Source organism: Dolichospermum circinale AWQC131C (assembly GCF_000426905.1).
GTDB lineage: Bacteria > Cyanobacteriota > Cyanobacteriia > Cyanobacteriales > Nostocaceae > Dolichospermum > Dolichospermum circinale.
Window position 1 is genome coordinate 11,961 of sequence record NZ_KE384621.1, and the last position, 20,110, is coordinate 32,070.

The 20,110-nt window shown below is 37.2% G+C and carries 17 protein-coding genes and 1 pseudogene; 10 read left to right on the top strand and 8 right to left on the bottom strand.

Features of this window, described 5'->3' with window-relative positions; all coding sequences use genetic code 11:
- Positions 1-93: 93 nt before the first annotated feature.
- On the top strand, positions 94-390 hold the full coding sequence (locus ACIR131C_RS0113935) for a hypothetical protein (protein ID WP_028090699.1): 297 nt from the start codon (positions 94-96) through the stop codon (positions 388-390).
- A 147-nt stretch (positions 391-537) separates the two neighbouring features.
- Here ACIR131C_RS0113935 and ACIR131C_RS0113940 read toward each other — a convergent pair whose 3' ends face one another.
- Entirely contained in the window at positions 538-876 is a 339-nt protein-coding gene (locus tag ACIR131C_RS0113940) for a hypothetical protein (protein ID WP_028084615.1), read from the bottom strand.
- Positions 877-1,007: 131 nt separating this feature from the next.
- On the bottom strand, positions 1,008-1,502 hold the full coding sequence (gene msrB, locus ACIR131C_RS0113945; protein ID WP_028084616.1) for a peptide-methionine (R)-S-oxide reductase MsrB: 495 nt from the start codon (positions 1,500-1,502) through the stop codon (positions 1,008-1,010).
- 407 nt (positions 1,503-1,909) lie between these two features.
- On the opposite strand from msrB, the gene ACIR131C_RS0113950 reads away from it, so the two are divergent.
- The 3 genes from ACIR131C_RS0113950 to ACIR131C_RS0113960 are packed head-to-tail and all read left to right on the top strand — an operon-like array spanning position 1,910 to position 4,193.
- Entirely contained in the window at positions 1,910-2,155 is a 246-nt protein-coding gene (locus ACIR131C_RS0113950; RefSeq protein ID WP_028084617.1) for a DUF7219 family protein, read from the top strand.
- A 29-nt stretch (positions 2,156-2,184) separates the two neighbouring features.
- Positions 2,185-3,366 (top strand): acyl-CoA dehydrogenase family protein, encoded by a 1,182-nt coding sequence (locus ACIR131C_RS0113955; RefSeq protein ID WP_028090700.1) that lies wholly within the window; start codon positions 2,185-2,187, stop codon positions 3,364-3,366.
- A gap of 53 nt (positions 3,367-3,419) precedes the next feature.
- Positions 3,420-4,193, top strand: a complete 774-nt coding sequence (locus tag ACIR131C_RS0113960; protein ID WP_028090701.1) for a class II glutamine amidotransferase — start codon at positions 3,420-3,422, stop codon at positions 4,191-4,193.
- 120 nt (positions 4,194-4,313) lie between these two features.
- On the opposite strand, the gene ACIR131C_RS0113965 is transcribed toward ACIR131C_RS0113960, so the two are convergent.
- Entirely contained in the window at positions 4,314-5,378 is a 1,065-nt protein-coding gene (locus tag ACIR131C_RS0113965; RefSeq protein WP_028090702.1) for a sulfate ABC transporter substrate-binding protein, read from the bottom strand.
- Positions 5,379-5,861: 483 nt separating this feature from the next.
- On the opposite strand from ACIR131C_RS0113965, the gene ACIR131C_RS0113970 reads away from it, so the two are divergent.
- The 5 genes and pseudogenes from ACIR131C_RS0113970 to ACIR131C_RS0113990 all read left to right on the top strand — a co-directional run bounded on the left by ACIR131C_RS0113970 (position 5,862) and on the right by ACIR131C_RS0113990 (position 9,815).
- The gene (locus tag ACIR131C_RS0113970; RefSeq protein WP_028090703.1) at positions 5,862-6,956 is read left to right on the top strand and encodes a sulfate ABC transporter substrate-binding protein; all 1,095 of its coding nucleotides are present in this window, start codon (positions 5,862-5,864) and stop codon (positions 6,954-6,956) included.
- A 10-nt stretch (positions 6,957-6,966) separates the two neighbouring features.
- The gene (cysT, locus tag ACIR131C_RS0113975; protein ID WP_028090704.1) at positions 6,967-7,830 is read left to right on the top strand and encodes a sulfate ABC transporter permease subunit CysT; all 864 of its coding nucleotides are present in this window, start codon (positions 6,967-6,969) and stop codon (positions 7,828-7,830) included.
- The gene (gene cysW / locus ACIR131C_RS0113980) at positions 7,817-8,656 is read left to right on the top strand and encodes a sulfate ABC transporter permease subunit CysW (RefSeq protein WP_028090705.1); all 840 of its coding nucleotides are present in this window, start codon (positions 7,817-7,819) and stop codon (positions 8,654-8,656) included. Before cysT ends, cysW begins: the two co-directional genes overlap by 14 nt.
- A 67-nt stretch (positions 8,657-8,723) precedes the next feature.
- A pseudogene (locus ACIR131C_RS22745) lies at positions 8,724-8,968 on the top strand (NIL domain-containing protein).
- 106 nt (positions 8,969-9,074) lie between these two features.
- Positions 9,075-9,815, top strand: coding sequence for a Uma2 family endonuclease (locus tag ACIR131C_RS0113990; RefSeq protein WP_028090706.1), 741 nt, complete (start codon positions 9,075-9,077; stop codon positions 9,813-9,815).
- A gap of 377 nt (positions 9,816-10,192) precedes the next feature.
- On the opposite strand, the gene ACIR131C_RS0113995 is transcribed toward ACIR131C_RS0113990, so the two are convergent.
- The 5 genes from ACIR131C_RS0113995 to ACIR131C_RS0114015 all read right to left on the bottom strand — a co-directional run bounded on the left by ACIR131C_RS0113995 (position 10,193) and on the right by ACIR131C_RS0114015 (position 16,335).
- Positions 10,193-12,259 carry a TonB-dependent receptor plug domain-containing protein gene (locus ACIR131C_RS0113995; protein WP_028090707.1) on the bottom strand — a complete coding sequence of 689 codons (2,067 nt, stop codon included), beginning with the start codon at positions 12,257-12,259 and terminating at the stop codon, positions 10,193-10,195.
- A 97-nt stretch (positions 12,260-12,356) separates the two neighbouring features.
- Positions 12,357-13,634, bottom strand: coding sequence for an energy transducer TonB (locus ACIR131C_RS25130; RefSeq protein ID WP_051347564.1), 1,278 nt, complete (start codon positions 13,632-13,634; stop codon positions 12,357-12,359).
- A 232-nt stretch (positions 13,635-13,866) separates the two neighbouring features.
- Entirely contained in the window at positions 13,867-14,205 is a 339-nt protein-coding gene (gene petJ / locus ACIR131C_RS0114005) for a cytochrome c6 PetJ (RefSeq protein ID WP_028084627.1), read from the bottom strand.
- 349 nt (positions 14,206-14,554) lie between these two features.
- Positions 14,555-15,049 carry a GNAT family N-acetyltransferase gene (locus ACIR131C_RS0114010; protein ID WP_028090708.1) on the bottom strand — a complete coding sequence of 165 codons (495 nt, stop codon included), beginning with the start codon at positions 15,047-15,049 and terminating at the stop codon, positions 14,555-14,557.
- Between the two features lie 116 nt (positions 15,050-15,165).
- Positions 15,166-16,335, bottom strand: coding sequence for an RpoD/SigA family RNA polymerase sigma factor (locus ACIR131C_RS0114015; protein WP_028084629.1), 1,170 nt, complete (start codon positions 16,333-16,335; stop codon positions 15,166-15,168).
- A 1,054-nt stretch (positions 16,336-17,389) separates the two neighbouring features.
- On the opposite strand from ACIR131C_RS0114015, the gene priA reads away from it, so the two are divergent.
- Positions 17,390-19,858, top strand: a complete 2,469-nt coding sequence (priA, locus tag ACIR131C_RS0114020; protein ID WP_028090709.1) for a primosomal protein N' — start codon at positions 17,390-17,392, stop codon at positions 19,856-19,858.
- The last annotated feature ends 252 nt before the right edge of the window (positions 19,859-20,110 follow it).

Sequence of the window (20,110 nt, forward strand, 5' to 3'; positions counted from 1 at the left end):
TTGGGCATCCCTGCCCGCCCAAATATGTAAATTAAGTGGATTTTAGTTTATGATAATATCACAGCGTGGCTTTATCTATATTCTATTTTATCTATGAGATGCAGAATTGAAAATAACATTTTATTTATTCACAAGGAAGATGTACCAGAATTTAAAAAAGGCGGTTCGGTAGTTAGAAATTCCTACTTTTGGGCTTTACGTTCCATTGCTGGTCGTGCTAAACGTTATCATGATTGGGAATACGAATCAGAAGTTTGGCTTGCACTAGAAAGAATGCTTTTATCTTTTACTGAATCAGGATATTTGGGTTATCGAGAAACAATTTTAGAGTTTCCTTTATCACAGGGTGAAATTCCTAATTTGCTGCGAAATGTAGCTACTTGGGAATAATCCATTTTCATCCTTTCGAGAATGTTTTAAAAGGGAGAAATTTTAAATCATATTTTGATTGGATTTGATTCTCATGGGAAAATTTAGAGAATATACGGAAATCCAGTAAGTTAAGCTCAAACATGACAATGTTTAAGCTAAAAACCCTTACAATTCAACCAATTTAAACCCCCAAATTTTCAAAACAGTAGTTGCTAATTCTGGATCTATACCATCATAAGCCTCCCATTCCGAATGCGGGTCTTTAGGATGTCCCTCACCCACATGACCTGCAATTTTTATGACTGGAATATTCACTACGTAATCACGTTCCATTCCCTTGGGAATAGCTAATTGGATTCTCCGGCCTACAAATTTCGCCCCGCTGGATTTAGCTACGGTTTCACGAACTAAACAAATATCACCAGCAGTCCCCCAAGTAGTTTGGTAAGTGTACAGAAATGATATATAGCTTTCTGGCTTGATTGATCTTTTGAGAACTTGCATTATTTAATCCTTACTGATTTCGGTTCAAGAATTTCATCTAAATACTACCTGCTATATTATAATTTCCTGCTTTTGATAGAATCACACAAGGGGTTTTATCTATGAAATTACCCCTTGCGAAAATTCCTAATCTACGCAGGTATAAACTGTAATGATACGCCATTCATACAGTAGCGCAAGCCGGTTGGTTTGGGACCATCATTGAATACATGGCCTAAATGTCCACCACAATTACTGCAATGCACCTCAGTTCTGGTCATAAAAAATGACCTGTCTGTAGTCGTAGCAATTGCTCCCTCAATTGGTTTAAAAAAGCTCGGCCAACCAGTACCACTATTAAATTTAGTCTCTGAAGTAAACAAAGCTTGTCCACAACCAGCACAGACATAAGTACCAGGTTCATATTGCTTATCCAGGGGACTGGTATGGGAAGGTTCTGTACCATGTTTCCGCAATACACGAAACTGTTCTGGTGTCAGGATACTCTTCCACTCTTCCTCAGTCTTAGTCACTGCAAACTCTGTATTAGAAAGTGCCATTGTTTCTGAACTCCAATTGATATAACGGGAAAAAAAGGCTGTACCGACTAATACGGCACCCATTTGCAAAAAATAACGTTTGTCCATAAACCTATTATTTGCTATTATTTGTTATTTTTCTTGTCCTACCCTAACCAACTCTAACAAGTTTCTCAATTTTCCCAGAAATTAAGAAAAATTAACTCAAAACCTCTTGCCTAATTGAGAATTATATGTAATAATCTGCAAATAAATCTTGGAAACTACTTCTCAAATCTCCCAGAAATTGAGAAAAATGAACTCAAAACCTCTTACCTAATTGAGAAAAATATGTAATAATCTTTTTTAAAGCAATTCTCTAAAAATGTCTTGCCTAATTCAGAAAAATATGTAATGCTCGTAGGATAAATTTTAAAACTACTCTATCTCTATCGGGTTATCGGTCTTTACAACCCAAAGCCCGTAAAATGTCAAGTTTGTATCTCTGTCTAATCACCAATACTGATAATCGAATCATGAGACAAGAATCTGATTTACTCTCTGAGATATGTGATTTTCTTTACCCTCGCAGTTCCTATTACGGTCAGTTTAAACCGGAATATTTAGTTTTTAATGCTAATCTCCAAGAATTTGCTCAACGGGTAAATTATATTTGTAATTTACAAACAGGTGGTAAAATATCTCCACAGGAGGCTTACAAACAAATTCATAGTTTGTGGAAACAATTAAAACAGGCTAAAAAACAGTTAGAAATTGAATAAAGATTTTTGATAAGTAGGTTTTGAGATTAATGGGAAATGATTTAGAATTAGAAGCCAAAGATTACATTGTTTTAGCTCAGTCTTTAGCAAGGGAATTTGCCCAAACTGCTATAGAAAGAGATGCTCAAGGAGGTACACCAAAACCAGAACGGGATAGTTTGCGACAAAGTAACCTACTCAAGCTGATTATCCCTCAAGAATATGGAGGAATTGGCGCAAACTGGATAACTACATTCCAAATAATTCGGGAATTTGCTAAAGTTGATAGTTCCTTAGCTCATGTTTTCTCATATCATCAAATTGGGGTAGTTATTCCCCATATCTTTGGTACAATTGAGCAGAAACAATATTACTATAGCGAAACTGTTAATCATAATTGGTTTTGGTGCAATGCTCTTAACCCTAGAGACAAAAGAGCAGTTATTACAGCACAGGAAAATCATTTTTTACTTAATGGTAGTAAAAGCTTTTGTTCCGGTTCTGTTGATTCTGATATTTTACCACTTTCAGCTATTGATCAAACAACGGGAGAATTAATTATTTTAGTCATTCCCAGTCAGAGACAAGGAGTAAAAATTAATACTGATTGGGATAGCATGGGACAACGCCAAACTGATAGCGGTAATATCAATTTTGACAATGTGATTGTTTATCCCAAGGAAATTATTGGTGCTAGATATAACCAAAATTGTATTTTTACTACTATTCGTTCTTGTATAACTCAACTCAACCTAGCTAATATTTACTTAGGTATTGCTGAGGGTGCTTTTGCGTCAGCTAAAAATTATACTCAAAACCGTAAAAAACCTTGGTTGACATCAGAGGTGGAATGTGTTGCTAAAGATCCTTTTATTCTTCACCACTATGGTACTATGTGGGTAGACTTACAAGGAGTAAAGGCCTTAGTTAACCAAGCCATAGAATTACTACAAGCAGCTTGGGAAAAAGAACACAACCTCACCCCAACACAAAGGGGAGAATGTATGATAGCAGTGAATACTGCCAAAGTTGCAGCAACCAAAGTAGGATTAGACATTACCAACCGCATTTTTGAAGTTATGGGCGCATCTGCTACGAGTCAAAAATATGGTTTTGATCGTTATTGGCGAAATATGCGTACTTTTACACTTCATGATCCGGTTGATTACAGACTGCGGGAAATTGGTAAATGGGCTTTGAATGATGAATTTCCCCAAACTGGTGCTTATTAATTTTAATTTTTTTTAATGTTATTCTTGAGTTTACAATCAGAAGTATAACGCTAATGTGCCAACTTCTAGGAATGAACTGCAACGTACCCACAGACATTTGCTTTTCCTTTGAAGGATTCTCCGCACGGGGGGGAAAAACAGATGAACATAGCGACGGTTGGGGAATTGCTTTTTTTGAAGGGAAAGGATGTCGGATTTTTGTAGATGCTGAAGCTTCTATAGCCTCACCAATTGCTGAGTTTATCCGTCAGTATCCCATTCATTCTACTCATGTTATCGCCCATATTCGCAAAGCTACTCAAGGGGAAATAGCCCTAGAGAACTGTCACCCTTTCCGTCGAGAACTTTGGGGAAGATATTGGGTATTTGCTCATAATGGTAATTTACCAGATTTTTACCCAGAAAACAATGGTGTTTTTCAACCCGTAGGTGCTACTGACAGTGAAAGAGCGTTTTGCTTAATCCTCAATACTTTGCGATCGCATTTTCCCCAAGGACAACCACCCCTAAAGGAACTTTACCACACATTACAGACAATTACCAAGGAAATAGCAGCTTGTGGATCTTTTAACTATATACTCTCAGACGGAGATCACTTTTTTACCCATTGTTCCACTAAACTTTGTTACATTATTAGACAAGCACCCTTTGCGGCCGCTCACTTAATTGATGAAGAAATGACTGTAGATTTTAGTGAATTGACTACACCAAGCGATCGCGTAGCTGTGATTGTCACTACACCACTTACGTATAATGAAGTTTGGACACCCATTCAACCAGGGGAATTACTAGTATTTGAGGATGGTTTACCACTACAAAATATCTAGATTTAACTGGATATTTGCCAAGAATGCTCATTTTAAGGACATAGACAAGAAGAGGGATAAACGAAAACAGCAACCCCTCTTTTTGATTCCGGTATTAAATTAAATTACAATCTGGTATATTTAGCGTCGTCCGCTTTGAATTTTGTCAAAGATAGCACCATCCTCAAAGAACTTCTTCTGGACACCATTCCAACCCCCTAGACTATCTACAGTATAGAGTTTGACTATCTTAGGAAATTTATTCTGTACTTCTTTGGATACAGTTGGGTCAACTGGACGAAAACCAACCTTAGTAAATTCCCTCTGTGCTTGAGGAGTAAATAAGAACTTAACAAAAGCTTCAGCAACTTCACGATTTCCATGTTTATTCACATTTTTATCCACAATTGCGACAGGTGCGTCTATAGAAATATTTACTGGGGGAATTGTGTAAGTTGTATCTGTTTTTCCCTGTTGTGCAGCTAAAATGACTTCATTTTCATAGTTTAATAATACATCACCCTGACCTTTTTTGTAAAAAGCATCACTAGATTCTCGTGCATCTTTGGGTAATACAACTACATTTTTAAAGACATTAGTAAGAAATTTCAAAGCCTGGCTTTCATTTCCGCCATTTTTCACCACAGCACCCCATAAAGCTAGAAAGTTCCATTTAGCACCACCGGATGTTTTTGGATTTGCAGTGACAATTTTAACATCAGTTCTGGTTAAATCACTCCAAGTATTGATTTTTTTGGGATTACCGTTACGAGTTTCTAAAGCTACTACCGAACGAGTAACAATGGAATTATTTGGAGCTTCCTTTTCCCAACCTGGTTGAATTAAGCCGGCTTTTTCGATTTTTTTAATGTCCCCAGCCAATGCCAATGCTACCACATCTGCACCTAAACCATCAATGACAGCGCGGGTTTGAGAACCAGAACCACCGTAACTTTCACGAATGATCACATCTTGGCCTTTTTCTCTTTTCCATTTTGCTACAAAGTCGGGAATAATTTTTCCGTAAGCAGCCTTGGTAACAGCGTAGGAAACTAAGGTAATTTCTACTTTTTTCCCACTTTGACTAATTATTTGCGTTTTCTGGGTTGAATTTGCGAATACAGGTAAAATTGTACTGATACTTAAACCAGTTGCTAAGAATAAAGCGGGAAATAATGGCTTTGTTGTTACAGAATTATTTGTCATGGTGTCCTTAACTGCGTATTAATATAATCTACGATAATCCTGTCGAGATATCGTATTTATTGGTCAGAAAAAGCATATCAGATACAATAAATAAAATCAATAGTTTTTCCACTTAAAAATAATCATTTCCCTATCGGATATTGTATGTATTATATATTGCAATTATTTTTTAATGATTAAATTGCTTAAAAATCTTATTTGGTAAGTATTTCACCAGGATGTATTGTAAAATATTTATTAGTTTTAAGTGCTTAAAATAAAAACTTATTAAGTAATTATGATTAATAGATTAAAATAAAGATGATCAGAAATTAATACATGAAAATTAAAGAGGTTGTCATTTGTCCCACATACTGCTAAAATCTCCCTATTCCCTATCGTCAATATGCAGTTTTACCTGGTATTGATTACTAAGTACCTGCAAAGGGCTTGTAATTAAAATCTTACGCTTTAGCAAAATTCAAAGAGATTAAAGGAGAAAAGATGAATTTGTGGTATAAATTACTAAAAATACAGCAACAGACCTGGAGAGCAAATTCCTTCAAAGGCTTTGTATCACTTTTTTTAGTAGGAACTGTATTAACTGTATCTCTCACTGCTTGCTCTGGAATAAAAAGCAGTAATTCAGCAAATAAAAAAGGCAATGTAGAACTAACGATTGTATCATTTGCAGTCACGAAAACTGCTCACGCAGCAATTATTCCCAAATTTGTGGAAAAATGGCAAAAAGAACATAATCAAACTGTGGTTTTTAAGCAAAGCTACGGTGGTTCAGGTTCGCAAACTAGGGCTGTAGTTGATGGTTTAGAAGCAGATATTGTTCATCTAGCACTAGCTTTAGATACGCAAAAAATTGAAAAAGCGGGACTAATTCAGCCTGGGTGGGAAAAAGAATTTCCTAATGACAGTATTGTGACTAAATCTGTTGCAGCTTTAGTAACTCGTGAAGGTAATCCCAAAGCTATCAATAACTGGGCTGATTTAGCGAGAGATGATGTTAAATTAATTACCGCAGATCCTAAAACTTCTGGGGTAGCGCGGTGGAATTTTTTAGCACTTTGGAATTCAGTAATTAAAACAGGTGGAGATGAAGCAAAAGCAACGGAGTTTGTGACTAAAGTTTATAAAAATGTCCCCGTCTTAACCAAAGATGCTCGTGAAGCTACAGACGCATTTTTTAAACAAGGCCAAGGTGATGCTTTAATCAATTATGAGAATGAAATTGTTTTAGCCCAAGACAAGGGTGAAAAAACTAATTATATTCTTCCTGATGTGAATATTTCCATTGATAATCCCGTTGCTATTGTTGATAAAAATGTTGATAAACATGATAATCGTCAAGTAGCAGAAGCTTTTGTTAAATACTTGTTTACTCCCGAAGCACAAGAGGAATTTGCGAAAGTGGGATTTCGTCCTGTAAATGAAACAGTGGCTAAAAATAAGGAGTTTGCGGACAAATATCCGCCAATAAAAACTTTGAGTACAGTTCAAGAATTAGGTGGTTGGGAAGCCATTCAGAAAAAATTCTTTGCTGAAGGAGCAATTTTTGATAAAATTCAAGCTAAGAATAAACGGTAATTTTTGAGTTATGAACCTATCTTCTGGTGTAACAACTAATATTCAACCTGGGAAGGTGTTTTTAAAAAATTTAATTCATCTTCCCTGGACTTGGCGAATTACTTTAGGATATTTAACTATCATGTTATTTATTCCTATTGTCGCCATGTTTCTCAAAGCCAGTACAGAGTCACCGGCGAAGTTTTGGGAAATTGCCACTAGTGACTTAGCATTGGCTACCTATAACGTAACTTTTGTTACGTCTTTATTGGCTGCTTTACTTAATGGCGTGTTTGGAACTTTGATTGCTTGGGTATTAGTGCGGTACGATTTTCCTTTTAAAAGGATTATTGATGCTACAGTAGATTTACCTTTTGCATTACCAACATCCGTAGCAGGTTTAACACTGGCAACAGTTTATAGTGATAATGGCTGGTTGGGTTCACTGTTAGCACCAATGGGCATTAAAGTATCCTTTACCCGTTTGGGTGTGGGAGTGGCCATGGTATTTATATCCTTACCCTTTGTGGTGCGGACTGTACAACCTGTACTTCAGGAAATGGAAGCAGAAATTGAAGAAGCGGCTTGGAGCTTAGGTGCTTCTCAATGGCAAACTTTCTGGAAAGTAATTTTACCTCCTTTATTACCGACAATTTTAACTGGTGTCGCTTTGGGTTTTTCCCGTGCAGTTGGGGAATACGGTTCAACAGTAATTATTTCTTCTAATACACCCTATCAAGATTTGATTGCACCTGTGTTAATTTTTCAACGTTTGGAACAATATGACTATTCTGGTGCAACTGTAATTGGTGTGGTTTTATTAGGAATTTCTTTGGTTTTGTTATTAGCAATTAATTTCTTACAAGCTTGGGCAAGAAGATATGACAATAGATAAAGTTAAACAGGGAAAAAAACAAAGTTGGGTACCAACAATTTTAATTGGTGTAGCGATTTCCTACTTATTTTTGGTTCAATATATTCCCGCCATTAATGTTTTTTTTGAAGCCTTCAGAAAGGGATATGAACCATTTTTATCTAACCTGACAAAACCGGAATTTCTCCATGCAGCTTGGTTAACTTTATTATTAGCTGTAATTTCTATTCCTCTAAATGCAGTTTTCGGTTTATGTGCGGCATGGGCGATCGCTCGGCACAAATTCCCAGGACGTGCTATAGTTCTCAGTATAATTGACCTACCCTTTTCTATTTCCCCAGTTGTCGCCGGTTTAATGATAGTTTTATTGTACGGGAAACAGGGTTGGTTTGGACCTTGGTTAGAAGCATTAGATATTAAAATCATCTTTGCTTTTCCCGGAATGGTAATGGCTACGGCTTTTGTAAGTATGCCTTTTGTTGCTAGGGAAGTAATTCCGATTTTAGAGGAATTTGGTAAAGACCAAGAAGAAGCCGCCAGAACCTTAGGTGCAAATGATTGGCAAATTTTTTGGCGAGTCACTTTACCCAGTATTCGTTGGGGTTTACTCTACGGTTTAATCTTAACAAATGCTAGAGCAATGGGGGAATTTGGTGCAGTTTCCGTAGTCTCTGGTAACATTGCTAATACAACCCAGAGTTTACCATTATTTGTGGAAGATGCTTACAAACAATATGAAACCGAAGCGGCTTTTTCTGCGGCTGTAATTTTGGCACTTTTGGCGGTTGTTACTTTGATACTCAAGGAAATTCTAGAACGAAAAACCCGTATTAAAGAAGTCGAATAACGGGTAATGGGTAATGGGTAATAACTCAACTATTAAATTACATCTAAATTACATCTTAGGAGTTGTTATGAGTAGTGAAAATACCTTGATCAATAAGAGAATTAGAGTCAGAATTTCTCAAGATCATCATCAAGAACCCGTAATTTCTCGCCTAGTTTCTGAATACAACTTAACTGTAAATAAAATGGTCAAGGTGACGGTTGGTTTGATTTAGACTTACAAGGAACAGAAGCACAAATTCAAAATGGGTTAAATTATTTGCAAGAATTGAAATTACAGGTTTGGGACGAAAACAGTATTAATGATTGGTGAAAAAATTGAAAAAATTGTAGGACGGTAATAGTAATTAAAATTAATGGCTCAACTTTGATATACTGTAGTTAATTTGCACAAACATTTCTGGTTGAGGGTTAATAAAATGGTACTCGAAGCCCCGTCTATAAAAGCTAAAACAACCATCACCTGGGAACCTCTACCAGCTAATTTTATATTACCTGACGATCCTGTAGAAAATATTCAACAACCCGCCCTCGCAGCGGCTTTAACCGATGCTTTGGGAGCTTCAGGATATATCCAGCCAGAAATGCTCATTGGCTCGAATTTGGGGCTGGTAGCAACAGTTAATAAAAAAATTGTCGTCAAAGCTCCAGACTGGTTTTATGTTCCTCAAGTACATTCCGTACCAGAGGGGGTAATTCGTCGTAGTTATACCCCTAATACAGATGGTGCAGCAGTCACAATTGTGATGGAATTTCTCTCAGAAGCAGAGGGTGGGGAACTATCCATTAGATCAACACCTCCCTATGGTAAACTGCATTTTTACGAGCAGATTCTCCAAATACCCACTTATGTGACTTATGATCCCTATGATAGTAGTCTAGAAGTCCGTTATTTGCAAGATGGCAGATATATTTTACACCCAGTAGATAATCAAGGGCGGCTATGGATTCCACAATTGGAATTATACCTGGGAATCTGGTCTGGGGAAAGGTTGGGACAAACCATGAACTGGCTACGTTGGTGGGATAAATCAGGTAATTTACTGCTATGGAGTTCAGAACAAGCAGCACAAGAACGTCAAAGAGCAGATAGAGAACATCAAAGAGCAGAAAGACTAGCTGCTAAATTGCGGGAATTGGGAATTGATCCAGAACCGTAGCACCGTGTCAAATCGTAGGTTGGGTTAAGCAACAGCGCAACCCAACATAATCCTACAAATTACAGGGGTTTCCGCTCTTATGAGGTACATCTTAAGCCCCCTCCTCGCAAGCGAGGAGGGGGTTTGGGGTGGGGTTCTTGTACCTCATAACATCGGGAAGTGCTGTATAACCGTAGGTTGGGTTAAGCAACAGCGCAACCCAACATAATCCTACAAATTATAACCGTAGGTTGGGTTATAGTGGTATGCACTTGAATGAGATACATCATAAGCCCCCTCCTCGCTGGCGGGGAGGGGGTTGGGGGTGGGGTTCTTGTATCTCACTCAACTGAGAACCGCTATAAGCAACAGCGCAACCCAACAAAATCGAAAAAATCCTATAAACTGGAACTTAAACCCACCCGGAAAGTAAAACCCGGGCTATAAATTCGATTAACTCGTTCGTACTGTTCACCTAATATATTTTCTAGGTAAAAAGTTAGTCCCAAATTTTTATTTACAGGAATGCGGCCACTAAAATCTAAATTAAAGAAAGATGGCGCAAAATCTGTATTTTTTTCTCCAGCACTACTGTTATTAAAAATAGAACGACGAGAACCACTATTATAAGTAGCATATAAATTACCCTCCCATCCATCTTTTTGATAACCAATGCCAGTTTGTAGCCAAGAATAGGGAATTAACCCTAATTGTAATCCTGTTTCTGTACCAGTTTTGATTTGAGCATCTGTATAAGTGTAGTTGAGAAAAGTTGACCAATTACGATTAACTTTTAATTGCAATGCTGTTTCTAAACCATTGGTATCAACTAAACCAATATTTTGCCATTTTCCACTAATTATTCCCAAACGATTATCTAAACTATTTCCAAAATAAGTAAATTGTCCTAACAGTTTTTCCGAGAATTTGACATCTACTCCCGCAGTCCAAGTAGAACCAGTTTCCGGCTTTAAATCCGGGTTAGGATTCCAATTATGAACCGTATCAAAAACATATAATTGATCTAATCCAGGATTGCGTTGCGCCCCCGCCCAACTACCACGAAATGCTACCGTTGGATTAAAAGTATAACGTAAACCTGCACTGGGATTAAAATAACTACCAAATTGACTATCAAAGCTTTGTCTTAACCCTAAATCTATTTGGATATCATCATCAATTACCCAGGTATTAACAGCGAATAAAGCTGTATTTAAAACGCTTCTATCTTCTCTTTCATTTTTAGGAATTAGGACAGGATTTGTACTCAAAACATTGCCAATTAAATCGGTATTTTTTAAGTCTAAACCCCAGCGCAATTGATGATTTTCAGTGAGTTTCCATTCATGATCTAACCTAGTTTTAAATTGTTGTGTATCTAAAACTCCAGTTCTGTAAAATGTCGCTCCCGTTGGTCCATAGGTGCTAAAATAATCTCGGTTGTAGCCTAATGTAGTTGTTAAATTGGAATCTTCCCCTTCACCCAATTTAGTTTTCCAAGATAAACCAATATTTAAACCATCATGATCTAATCTATCTTTTTGCAAAGGGAAACCGAAATAAACCAAACCTCGACGACTACTGAGTGTAGTTACATCTAAATTTAAAGAATTTTTGGGATCTAAATCCATACCCACACTACCAAAGTAAGTGCTGGTAGCTGTATCTGCATTAAATAACTTTCCTTCATTATCTCTATTTGCAGCCCCGACAGGAACAGAATAACGGTTATCTATAAAGAACCTTTCAAAACTAAAATTGTATTTTACCTTATTAGTTGAACCACCATAAGTTAACTGTTGATTATTTAGATTTAATGAGCCAAATTCTAAACTTCCAGTTAATTTAGGTTTACCATAACCTGCTTTTGTGATAATATTCACAACTCCACCAAAAGCTGAAGAACCATATAAAGAAGATGCTGTACCGCTATATAATTCGACCCTTTCAATAGCCTCCACAGGAATGCTATTTAAATCTGTTGCACCATGATAGGTACTAATATTTGTATTAATGGGTCTACCATTAATTAGAAATACAGATTGATCAATGGAAGCTCCTCGATAATATGTTCCTGTGTGAATATCTGCACCATGTCCCACATTATTAATTGCAAAACCGGGCATTTTTTTCAAAACATCAGCAACACTAGTTGCACCCTGTTTTTTAATTTCTTCTTTTTCAATTACATAAGTAGGAGTAGATTCAGGAAGAAGGTCTTTTTCTCCAATCGTTTCTAGAGATATATCTGGATCATTTGTAGGTGTTAAATCTCCTGCTGAATTGGGTTCTGTCTTAACTTCATTCTCTCCTGGTTGTTGGGTTAATAATTCAGCATTTGTGCTGGGTAATTCAATTTCATTTAAATTAGGAATATCTGACTGCTCATAATCAGCAGCTATAGAGGGAAATGCTACTAATAAGCTCAATAAAGATACTGGTAAAACAAAGAATTTTCTATTCATATTTCTCAACTCACACCCGGTAATAACAATCACTAATTGGAATTTTCCCTATTAATAGCAACAGTGTCAAAAGACAAGCTGTCATAGTGGAATTAATCTAGAAAATAAGAGGTTTTTGTCTTTGACGTTCTTGACGTTTACGGTAAAGTTGCGATCCTTTGATGATAAAATTAACTTCGGTTGTCACTGCTTCTCTTCCTCCCTCTTTAGGTGTTAACTTCCAGTCTTGTGCATATTTTTCGGCTGCTTCGTCTAGTTCGCTATCACCACTGGAACGAATTAACCGCACCTGCGTAACAGTACCATTTTCATCTGTATCAATAGCAATTAATGCAGTACCTTCTGCACCACGCCTCCTGGCTCTATCTGGGTATTTATATTCACACCGAATACATTCTGCTGCAGGATTTAACTTAGAACTATTTTCTATCGTGGGTTTGGGTGCGGTAGCTATTGGGTTACTTTCTGCTTCAACACCATTACCAGCACCATTATCAGTACCTAAACCATTACCAGTACCATTACCCGTACCTGTACCTAAACCATTCCCATTACCATTACCCGTACCTGTACCTAAACCATTCCCATTCTGCGGTAACTGTGTGAAAACGGTGGGGTTTGTTGAGGGAATAGGGATATTGTAGGGACTAATATTGGTTGGACTTTCTGAATTTAATGGTGGGATATCTGTTGGTTTTGTATCTGCTTGAGGTTCAGTAGACGGGAAGTTATTTGAGTTTTCATCTAATTTCTGTATTGGGTTGATTTCTGGTAATTTCAATATGGTCTCAGGTTGAAAATTCGTGTTTTCAATTGGGTCTATTTTTACAGGTTTTTCTATGATCTTAGGTTGAAAATTCGTGTTTTCAATTGGGTCTATTTTTGCAGGTTTTTCTATAGTCTCAGGTTGAAAATTCGTGTTTTTAATTGGGTTACTTTTTGGTAGTTTTGCTATTATTTTGGGTTGAAAATTGGTAACTGTTTGGGATGGTTTAGTGATAAAGTGATTGGTGATTTTTGGTTGGTAATGTTTAGCTAGAGGTGGTACAAATGAATTGATTAGACTACTACCTTTTTCTATTGGTATGGAAATTTCTTCGCTGTTATTTCCACCACCGCTACTACCAGAATTGATCTTGACTGGAGATTTTATTTCTGTTGCTGGTTGAACAAATTTTTGGGGTATGGGTTCCAAAATTGTCAGTTCAATTGGTTCTTCTCTAATTTCCTTGACTCTGTGAAAAAACTTATGAATACTTAAAGCTAGTACCCCAAGATGTAATGCTACTGAAACAATGAGACTATAGAAAAGAAAAGTTTTCAATGCTTCTGCTTCTTTTTCGCGCTGTTCTATGATAAAACCTGATAACCCCATATTTTATTACTAATTTTGATAATTATTTATTTGATTGAGAATAGAGTCAAACATGAAATGAATATGATTACTAGTCCATGCAGGTAGACTTTGTTTGTGTAGTTGCGATTTATAATCGCCATATACCTTGAAAACAAATAATATACTAAATTAAGTTCAGTTCAATTCACTGCAAATATTTAGCGGGACAAAAAGCCCCGCACATTGTTAAGCTATCAAATCCGATGTAAACTTACTTTTTCCAGTCTTTATCAGCTTGTTCTAGTACATAAGCAGCTACATCTTCTATTTGATTTGCTTTTAACTTTTTGCCAAAAGCTGGCATAGCTCCTTTACCATTAGTAACCTGGGCAATAATTGCTTCAGCAGAGTACATACCGTACTTTTCCAAAGCGCCCTTTTTCAAGGTTTTAGCAGCATTAACTAAATTTCTACCACCAGCGTGACAAGAAGCACAATTAGCCTTAAATACTGCTGCTCCATTGGCTGCATTAGCCGCTAAAGCGGGACTACTAAAAGCAACGGTGAAGATAGTTACGCTCAACATTAATACGGAGATAATTCTTTTCATCTGGTGTTCTCTCTACAACAATATCTGAATCCCGTGCAAATATCCTCCATAATTCTCATTTTATTTGATTCCATTAGTCAAACGACAGACTGTCGAACTTGGCTCTAATAATTGAGAATTGGAGATTAATTGATTGATATTTTCAGGGTTTTGGCAAAATGTAAAATTATGTAAATGGAAATTGAAGACTGGCTAAAAGAAATTAATCAGGATTTATGCAATTGACATAATATTCTAGATTGTAGTTAGAACTTTAGTTTTTTCTAGGAGACCCTACGAAAATCAGATCAGGGCTAAAGCCCTGACTACAAAGAATTATACTTTTTTGTGACAGTTGCGTCAGTTCCGTTTATGTTTGATTTGCTAATTGGGTCAGACCTGTTTCTGTCACCCGACAAATCCGCCAATCTTCTAAAATATCTGCTCCCATATTGCGGTAAAATTCTTGGGCTGATACATTCCAATCTAAAACACTCCATTCTAAACGGCCACAATCCCTTTCTACAGCTATTTGGGCTACTTTGGTCAAAAGTGCTTTACCAATGCCTTGACGGCGATATTCTGGGGAAACAAAGATATCTTCTAGGTAAATGCCTGGCTTGGTCAAAAAGGTTGAATAATTATGAAAAAATATGGCAAAACCTACAGCCTGACCGTCAATTTCGGCTATAATTGCATCTACATATTTTGGTGAACCAAATAAGTGGTCTTTAAGTGCTTCTGCATTACCAATTACAGCATGAGATAGTTTTTCATATTCTGCAAGTCCTTGAATTAATTGAAAAAGCGTTATTACATCACTAACTTGAGCAAATCGAACAATTAAATTAGTATTAGCAGTCATTAGTCTGTAGTCTCTAGTCTCTAGTCCACAGTTCGTAGTTTATATCCAAATTGATAAATTTTTTAACCACTGACCACTGACCACTAACCACTAACCACTGACTAATGACTAATAACTTATACCAACCATCCTTTTAAACGCTTGGCTATGTGGGGACGGCGTAACTTTCGCATGGCCTTACTTTGGATTTGACGGACTCGTTCACGGGAAAGATTAAACATATTACCCACCTCTTCGAGAGTACAGGGTTCGCTGCTGGTGAGTCCATAGCGCAGGGAAATGACATCTTTTTCTCTGGGGGTGAGTACGTCCCCTAAAACTTCCCAAATCTCTTGACGCATCATGTTTTCGTTCATTTTTGCTTCGGGAGACTGGTTATCTTCATCTTCTAACAAATCCATTAACTCAGTGTCTTCTTCTTTACCAACACGGTGGTTAAGGGAAAGAGCTTGTCGTCGGAGTTGTTGAAGTTGACGCAATTGGTGAACTGTAATTTCCAACGCTTCGGCCATTTCCGACTCTGTTGGGTTACGAGAGAGCTTTTGTTTCAGTTCCCGTTGTGCTTTTTTAAGTTTATTAAGTTTTTCAACAATATGGATTGGTAAGCGAATAGTTCTGGCATCATTTGCGATCGCTCTTGTAATTGCTTGTCTAATCCACCAATAAGCATAGGTAGAAAACTTATATCCTTTATCCGGGTCAAATTTTTCCGCAGCGCGGTTTAAACCCATTGCTCCTTCCTGAATTAAATCCAGAAAAGGGACACCACGATTTAGATATCGTTTCGCAATAGATACTACTAACCTTAGATTAGAACGAATCATTTTCCGCTTGGCCACTCTCCCTTGATACAAGCGGCTTTCCAGTTGTTTTTCGGTCATTTCTAGCTGGGAAGCTAATTCACCTTTACTGGGTTGCGCTCCTGATTCTAATTCTAAAGCGGCTTGTAATTCTTTAATTTCTTCTAAAAATCTGACGCGTCGCGCCAATTCCACTTCCTCATCAGGTTTAAGTAGTGGATAACGCGCCATTTCCTTAAAAAACGCGCCCACAGCATCATCATTTTCGGTTTTATTATATCCCGAAGGACGGGCTGCGGCCATGTCATCGCCATTGCGTTCTTCTAATTCCAAGTTTTCGACAAGTGAGGTATCTTCATATACCACTTGCTCTAAACTTTCCAGTGATGGTTCTTCATGATCAGTAATATTCTCCAATATTTCCATTGTTCCCAATTCAGCAAGATTCATAGTTTCCTTTAGGGATTGTTGCTTAGTTTGGTACATAATTTTATGACAATGACCTCTTTCAGGCTTGATAGTTTTCCCCTCAGGACAAAATACACCTTATCACTAGCAAAATGCTCTCTTGTTGATCATTCCAGATCAGGAATGCAAATCAGTATTTGTCCATGATTTTATCTGTGGCTCGATACAACCTATAATCATTAATGGCTTTAGCATTCATAAGAAATATCTATTTTGTGAATACCAATAGACATATACTCCTTTCTTGTCTCAATTATTAAATATGTTAGCCCCCCCCTTGATTATAACTTTAACAAATATCGAAGATGTAAATTAATCAGATCCTATACCCATCCTAAATGATTTGTGAAAAAGTTTGTTGGTTGTTGCCTGTAAATATTCTCTGCGTAAAGTTCATAAATCAAGAAGAAATCATATATATTAAATTTTCGTTGATTTTTGGCAAAGTTTAGATTTGTTTCCGGTTTTAGTGAAGAGGTTTATTGAATAAATCGCCATTTTGGTACTAGAGTTATTTCTCTCTACGAATATTTACTAAATAATCCAAATTACAAAAATGGTAACTTAAAATCCGGACAATATTTAATGTTTAAAAACATCTGATATTGACAAACCATTTAATATCTATCAACAGAGGGAAAAACCCTCTACCAGATTTGGTAATTTTATCTTAGGTTAATTAATAACAGAATTTATTAGTTACTAACTATTTTCTAGAATATCGAGAAATTAAACTGTTTAATCAGCTAATATCTCTTATCTATTACCTATTTATTATCATCTAAGCCTATATCTAGCGATAGGTTTTAAAAACAATCATCAACTTACACCTAACTGTTACTGACCTAATGTAGATAACTTGATTTGCATACTTGACATTAAATACCTGTTGCAGGTATGCTACCAAATAATTGGTCTAGTAAATTACATAAGTTAGAGATTATCAAGTATTATCAATAATTTAAGTATTGTAAAATACTATTTACTTGTAGTAAAACCAAGGGATATAATCAATCAGGTCAGAACAAAGCTAAGTCCATGAACAAAATATTTGTTTATAAATTCAGAAATTATGTATACTGTTAGTGCAAAATCATCTGTTATCGCTGTAGCTGAACCTGGAGGATCATATCAGTCTCAAACAACATTATCTCAATGGGTTGAAGTCCTTGTAGACTGTCCAGGGTGTTCGGATTTATTTACCTATAAAATCCCAGAACATTTACAAATCAAACCAGGGGATATTTTAAGTGTTCCCTTTGGTGGCACACAGGTAGGTGGTGTCGCTATTCGCTTATTAACTCAAACACCCGCAGACTTACCACCAGAGAAAATTCGTGAAGTAGAAGATGTCGTTAGTGAAGGTTTTTTTCCTAGCGGTTATTGGACACTACTCAACCGCGTTGCATCCTATTACTATACACCCCTAATTCAAGTTATTCGCGTCGCTTTACCACCAGGCTTGTTAGGAAAATCACAACGTCGTCTGCGCTTAACTCCCTTGGGTAAAGAAAATATTCCTGGTTACATCAGCCCTACAGCCCAGCAAATAATCACCCTCCTAGAGAAAACCCCGACAGCAGACTATAGCTATCACTACATTCAACAAAAAATTAAAGCCGCGTATCGGGGAATTAGGGAATTAATTCGTTTAGGTTTAGCAGAAAACTATTTAGAACCGCCACGACTCACCCAACCGAAATTACAAAAAGCTGTCATCCTATTAGATAATAGTGATCAGGATTTAACACCCCGTCAAAAAGAAATTGTCGAAGTTTTAAGACGACAAGGGGGGGAAATGTGGCAAAATGAACTATTACAACTTTGTAGTACCAGCACTTCCACACTCAAAGCCTTGGTAGATAAAGGTTATATAATAATTGAAGAAAAAGAAATATTACGTAGAGAAACAGGACCCGCAATAGCCGGAGATTGGGCGAAATCCTTAACACCAGCGCAGAATCACGCCTTAGAAACTATTACTTCCCTAACTGGATTTAGTAAAGTATTGTTACACGGGATCACAGGTTCAGGCAAAACGGAAGTATACTTACAAACCATATCACCCCTACTTGAACAAGGAAAATCCGCTCTCGTCCTAGTTCCCGAAATTGGACTCACACCCCAACTCACAGACAGATTCCGGGCTAGATTTGGGAACAAAGTCCACGTTTATCATAGCGCCCTTTCCGACGGTGAACGTTACGACACCTGGCGACAAATGCTCACAGGAGAACCACAAATCATCATTGGGACTCGCAGCGCCATTTTCGCACCTTTACCCAACTTAGGCTTAATTATCCTAGACGAAGAACACGACAGCAGCTTTAAACAAGATGCTCCCATTCCCACCTATCACGCTCGCACTGTCGCCCAATGGCGAGCCGAATTAGAACATTGTACACTAATTTTAGGTTCAGCAACTCCCTCTTTAGAAAGTTGGGTGAGCAGAAATCAACAATATCTATCATTACCAGAACGCATTCACTCCCGGCCATTACCCCCCGTGGAAATCGTAGATATGCGTCAGGAATTGAAAGAGGGAAACCGGTCTATTTTTAGTAGAAAGCTGCAAAATGCTTTACAACAATTAGAAGCAAAGCAACAACAGGGAATATTATTTATTCATCGGCGGGGACATAGTACATTTGTATCTTGTCGTAGTTGTGGATATGTGTTAGAATGTCCCCATTGTGATGTATCCTTGGCCTATCATCATGTAGAAGAGGGAGCGGCGGAATTATTGCGCTGTCATTATTGTAATTATGGGCGTTTACATCCTCCCCATTGTCCCGAATGCAGTTCCCCTTATTTAAAATTTTTCGGAAGTGGTACACAAAGGGTAGCGCAGGAATTAACCAAACAATTTCCGCAGTTGAAAATAATTCGTTTTGACAGTGATACTACTAGTACCAAAGGTTCACACCGTCACCTCCTGACCAAATTTGCTAATGGTGAAGCCCATTTATTAGTAGGAACACAAATGCTCACCAAAGGCTTAGATTTACCCCAAGTCACCTTAGTGGGTGTAGTTGCTGCGGACGGACTATTGCATTTATCAGATTATCGCGCCAATGAGCGCACATTTCAAACCCTCACCCAAGTTGCGGGGAGAGCAGGAAGAGGAGAAGATCCAGGTAGAGTAATTATCCAAACCTACACCCCAGAACATCCTATCATTGCAGCAGTGCAAAAACATGATTATCAATCTTTTGCTGAAGAAGAATTAAAACAAAGACAAACCCTTAATTATCCTCCCTATGGGAGATTAATCTTATTACGGTTAAGCAGTTTAGATCCCATTCAAGTGCAAAACACAGCCCAAATTATCGCCACATTTTTGCAAGACAAAGCAGAATTTGAGATATTAGGACCTGCACCAGCTAATATATTACGAGTAGCTAACCGTTATCGTTGGCAGATATTACTTAAATTTGCTGCTGACTCATTACCAAAAATACCAGACTGGATAGAAGTGCGATCGCTTTGTCCAAATTCGGTTAGTCTAACAATTGATGTAGATCCGATTAATATAATGTAAACTTAAACCTCTTACCTCTGTGTCTCTTGTGTTGTAGTGTTGTAGGGTGTGTTAGCGACAGTGTATATGCAGCAGGATGTTATTAGATGATTTTATTTTGTCTGAATCAGGATATCCAGGATGACAATAATGTACTGGATTTTTTGAAGATGAATGAAAATAAAAATAATGATGTTGATAGTGGAAAAATTTACTATATATGCGCGGACAGATTTCTACTCATAACATTAGTGTAAACCAAATTTTCCATCT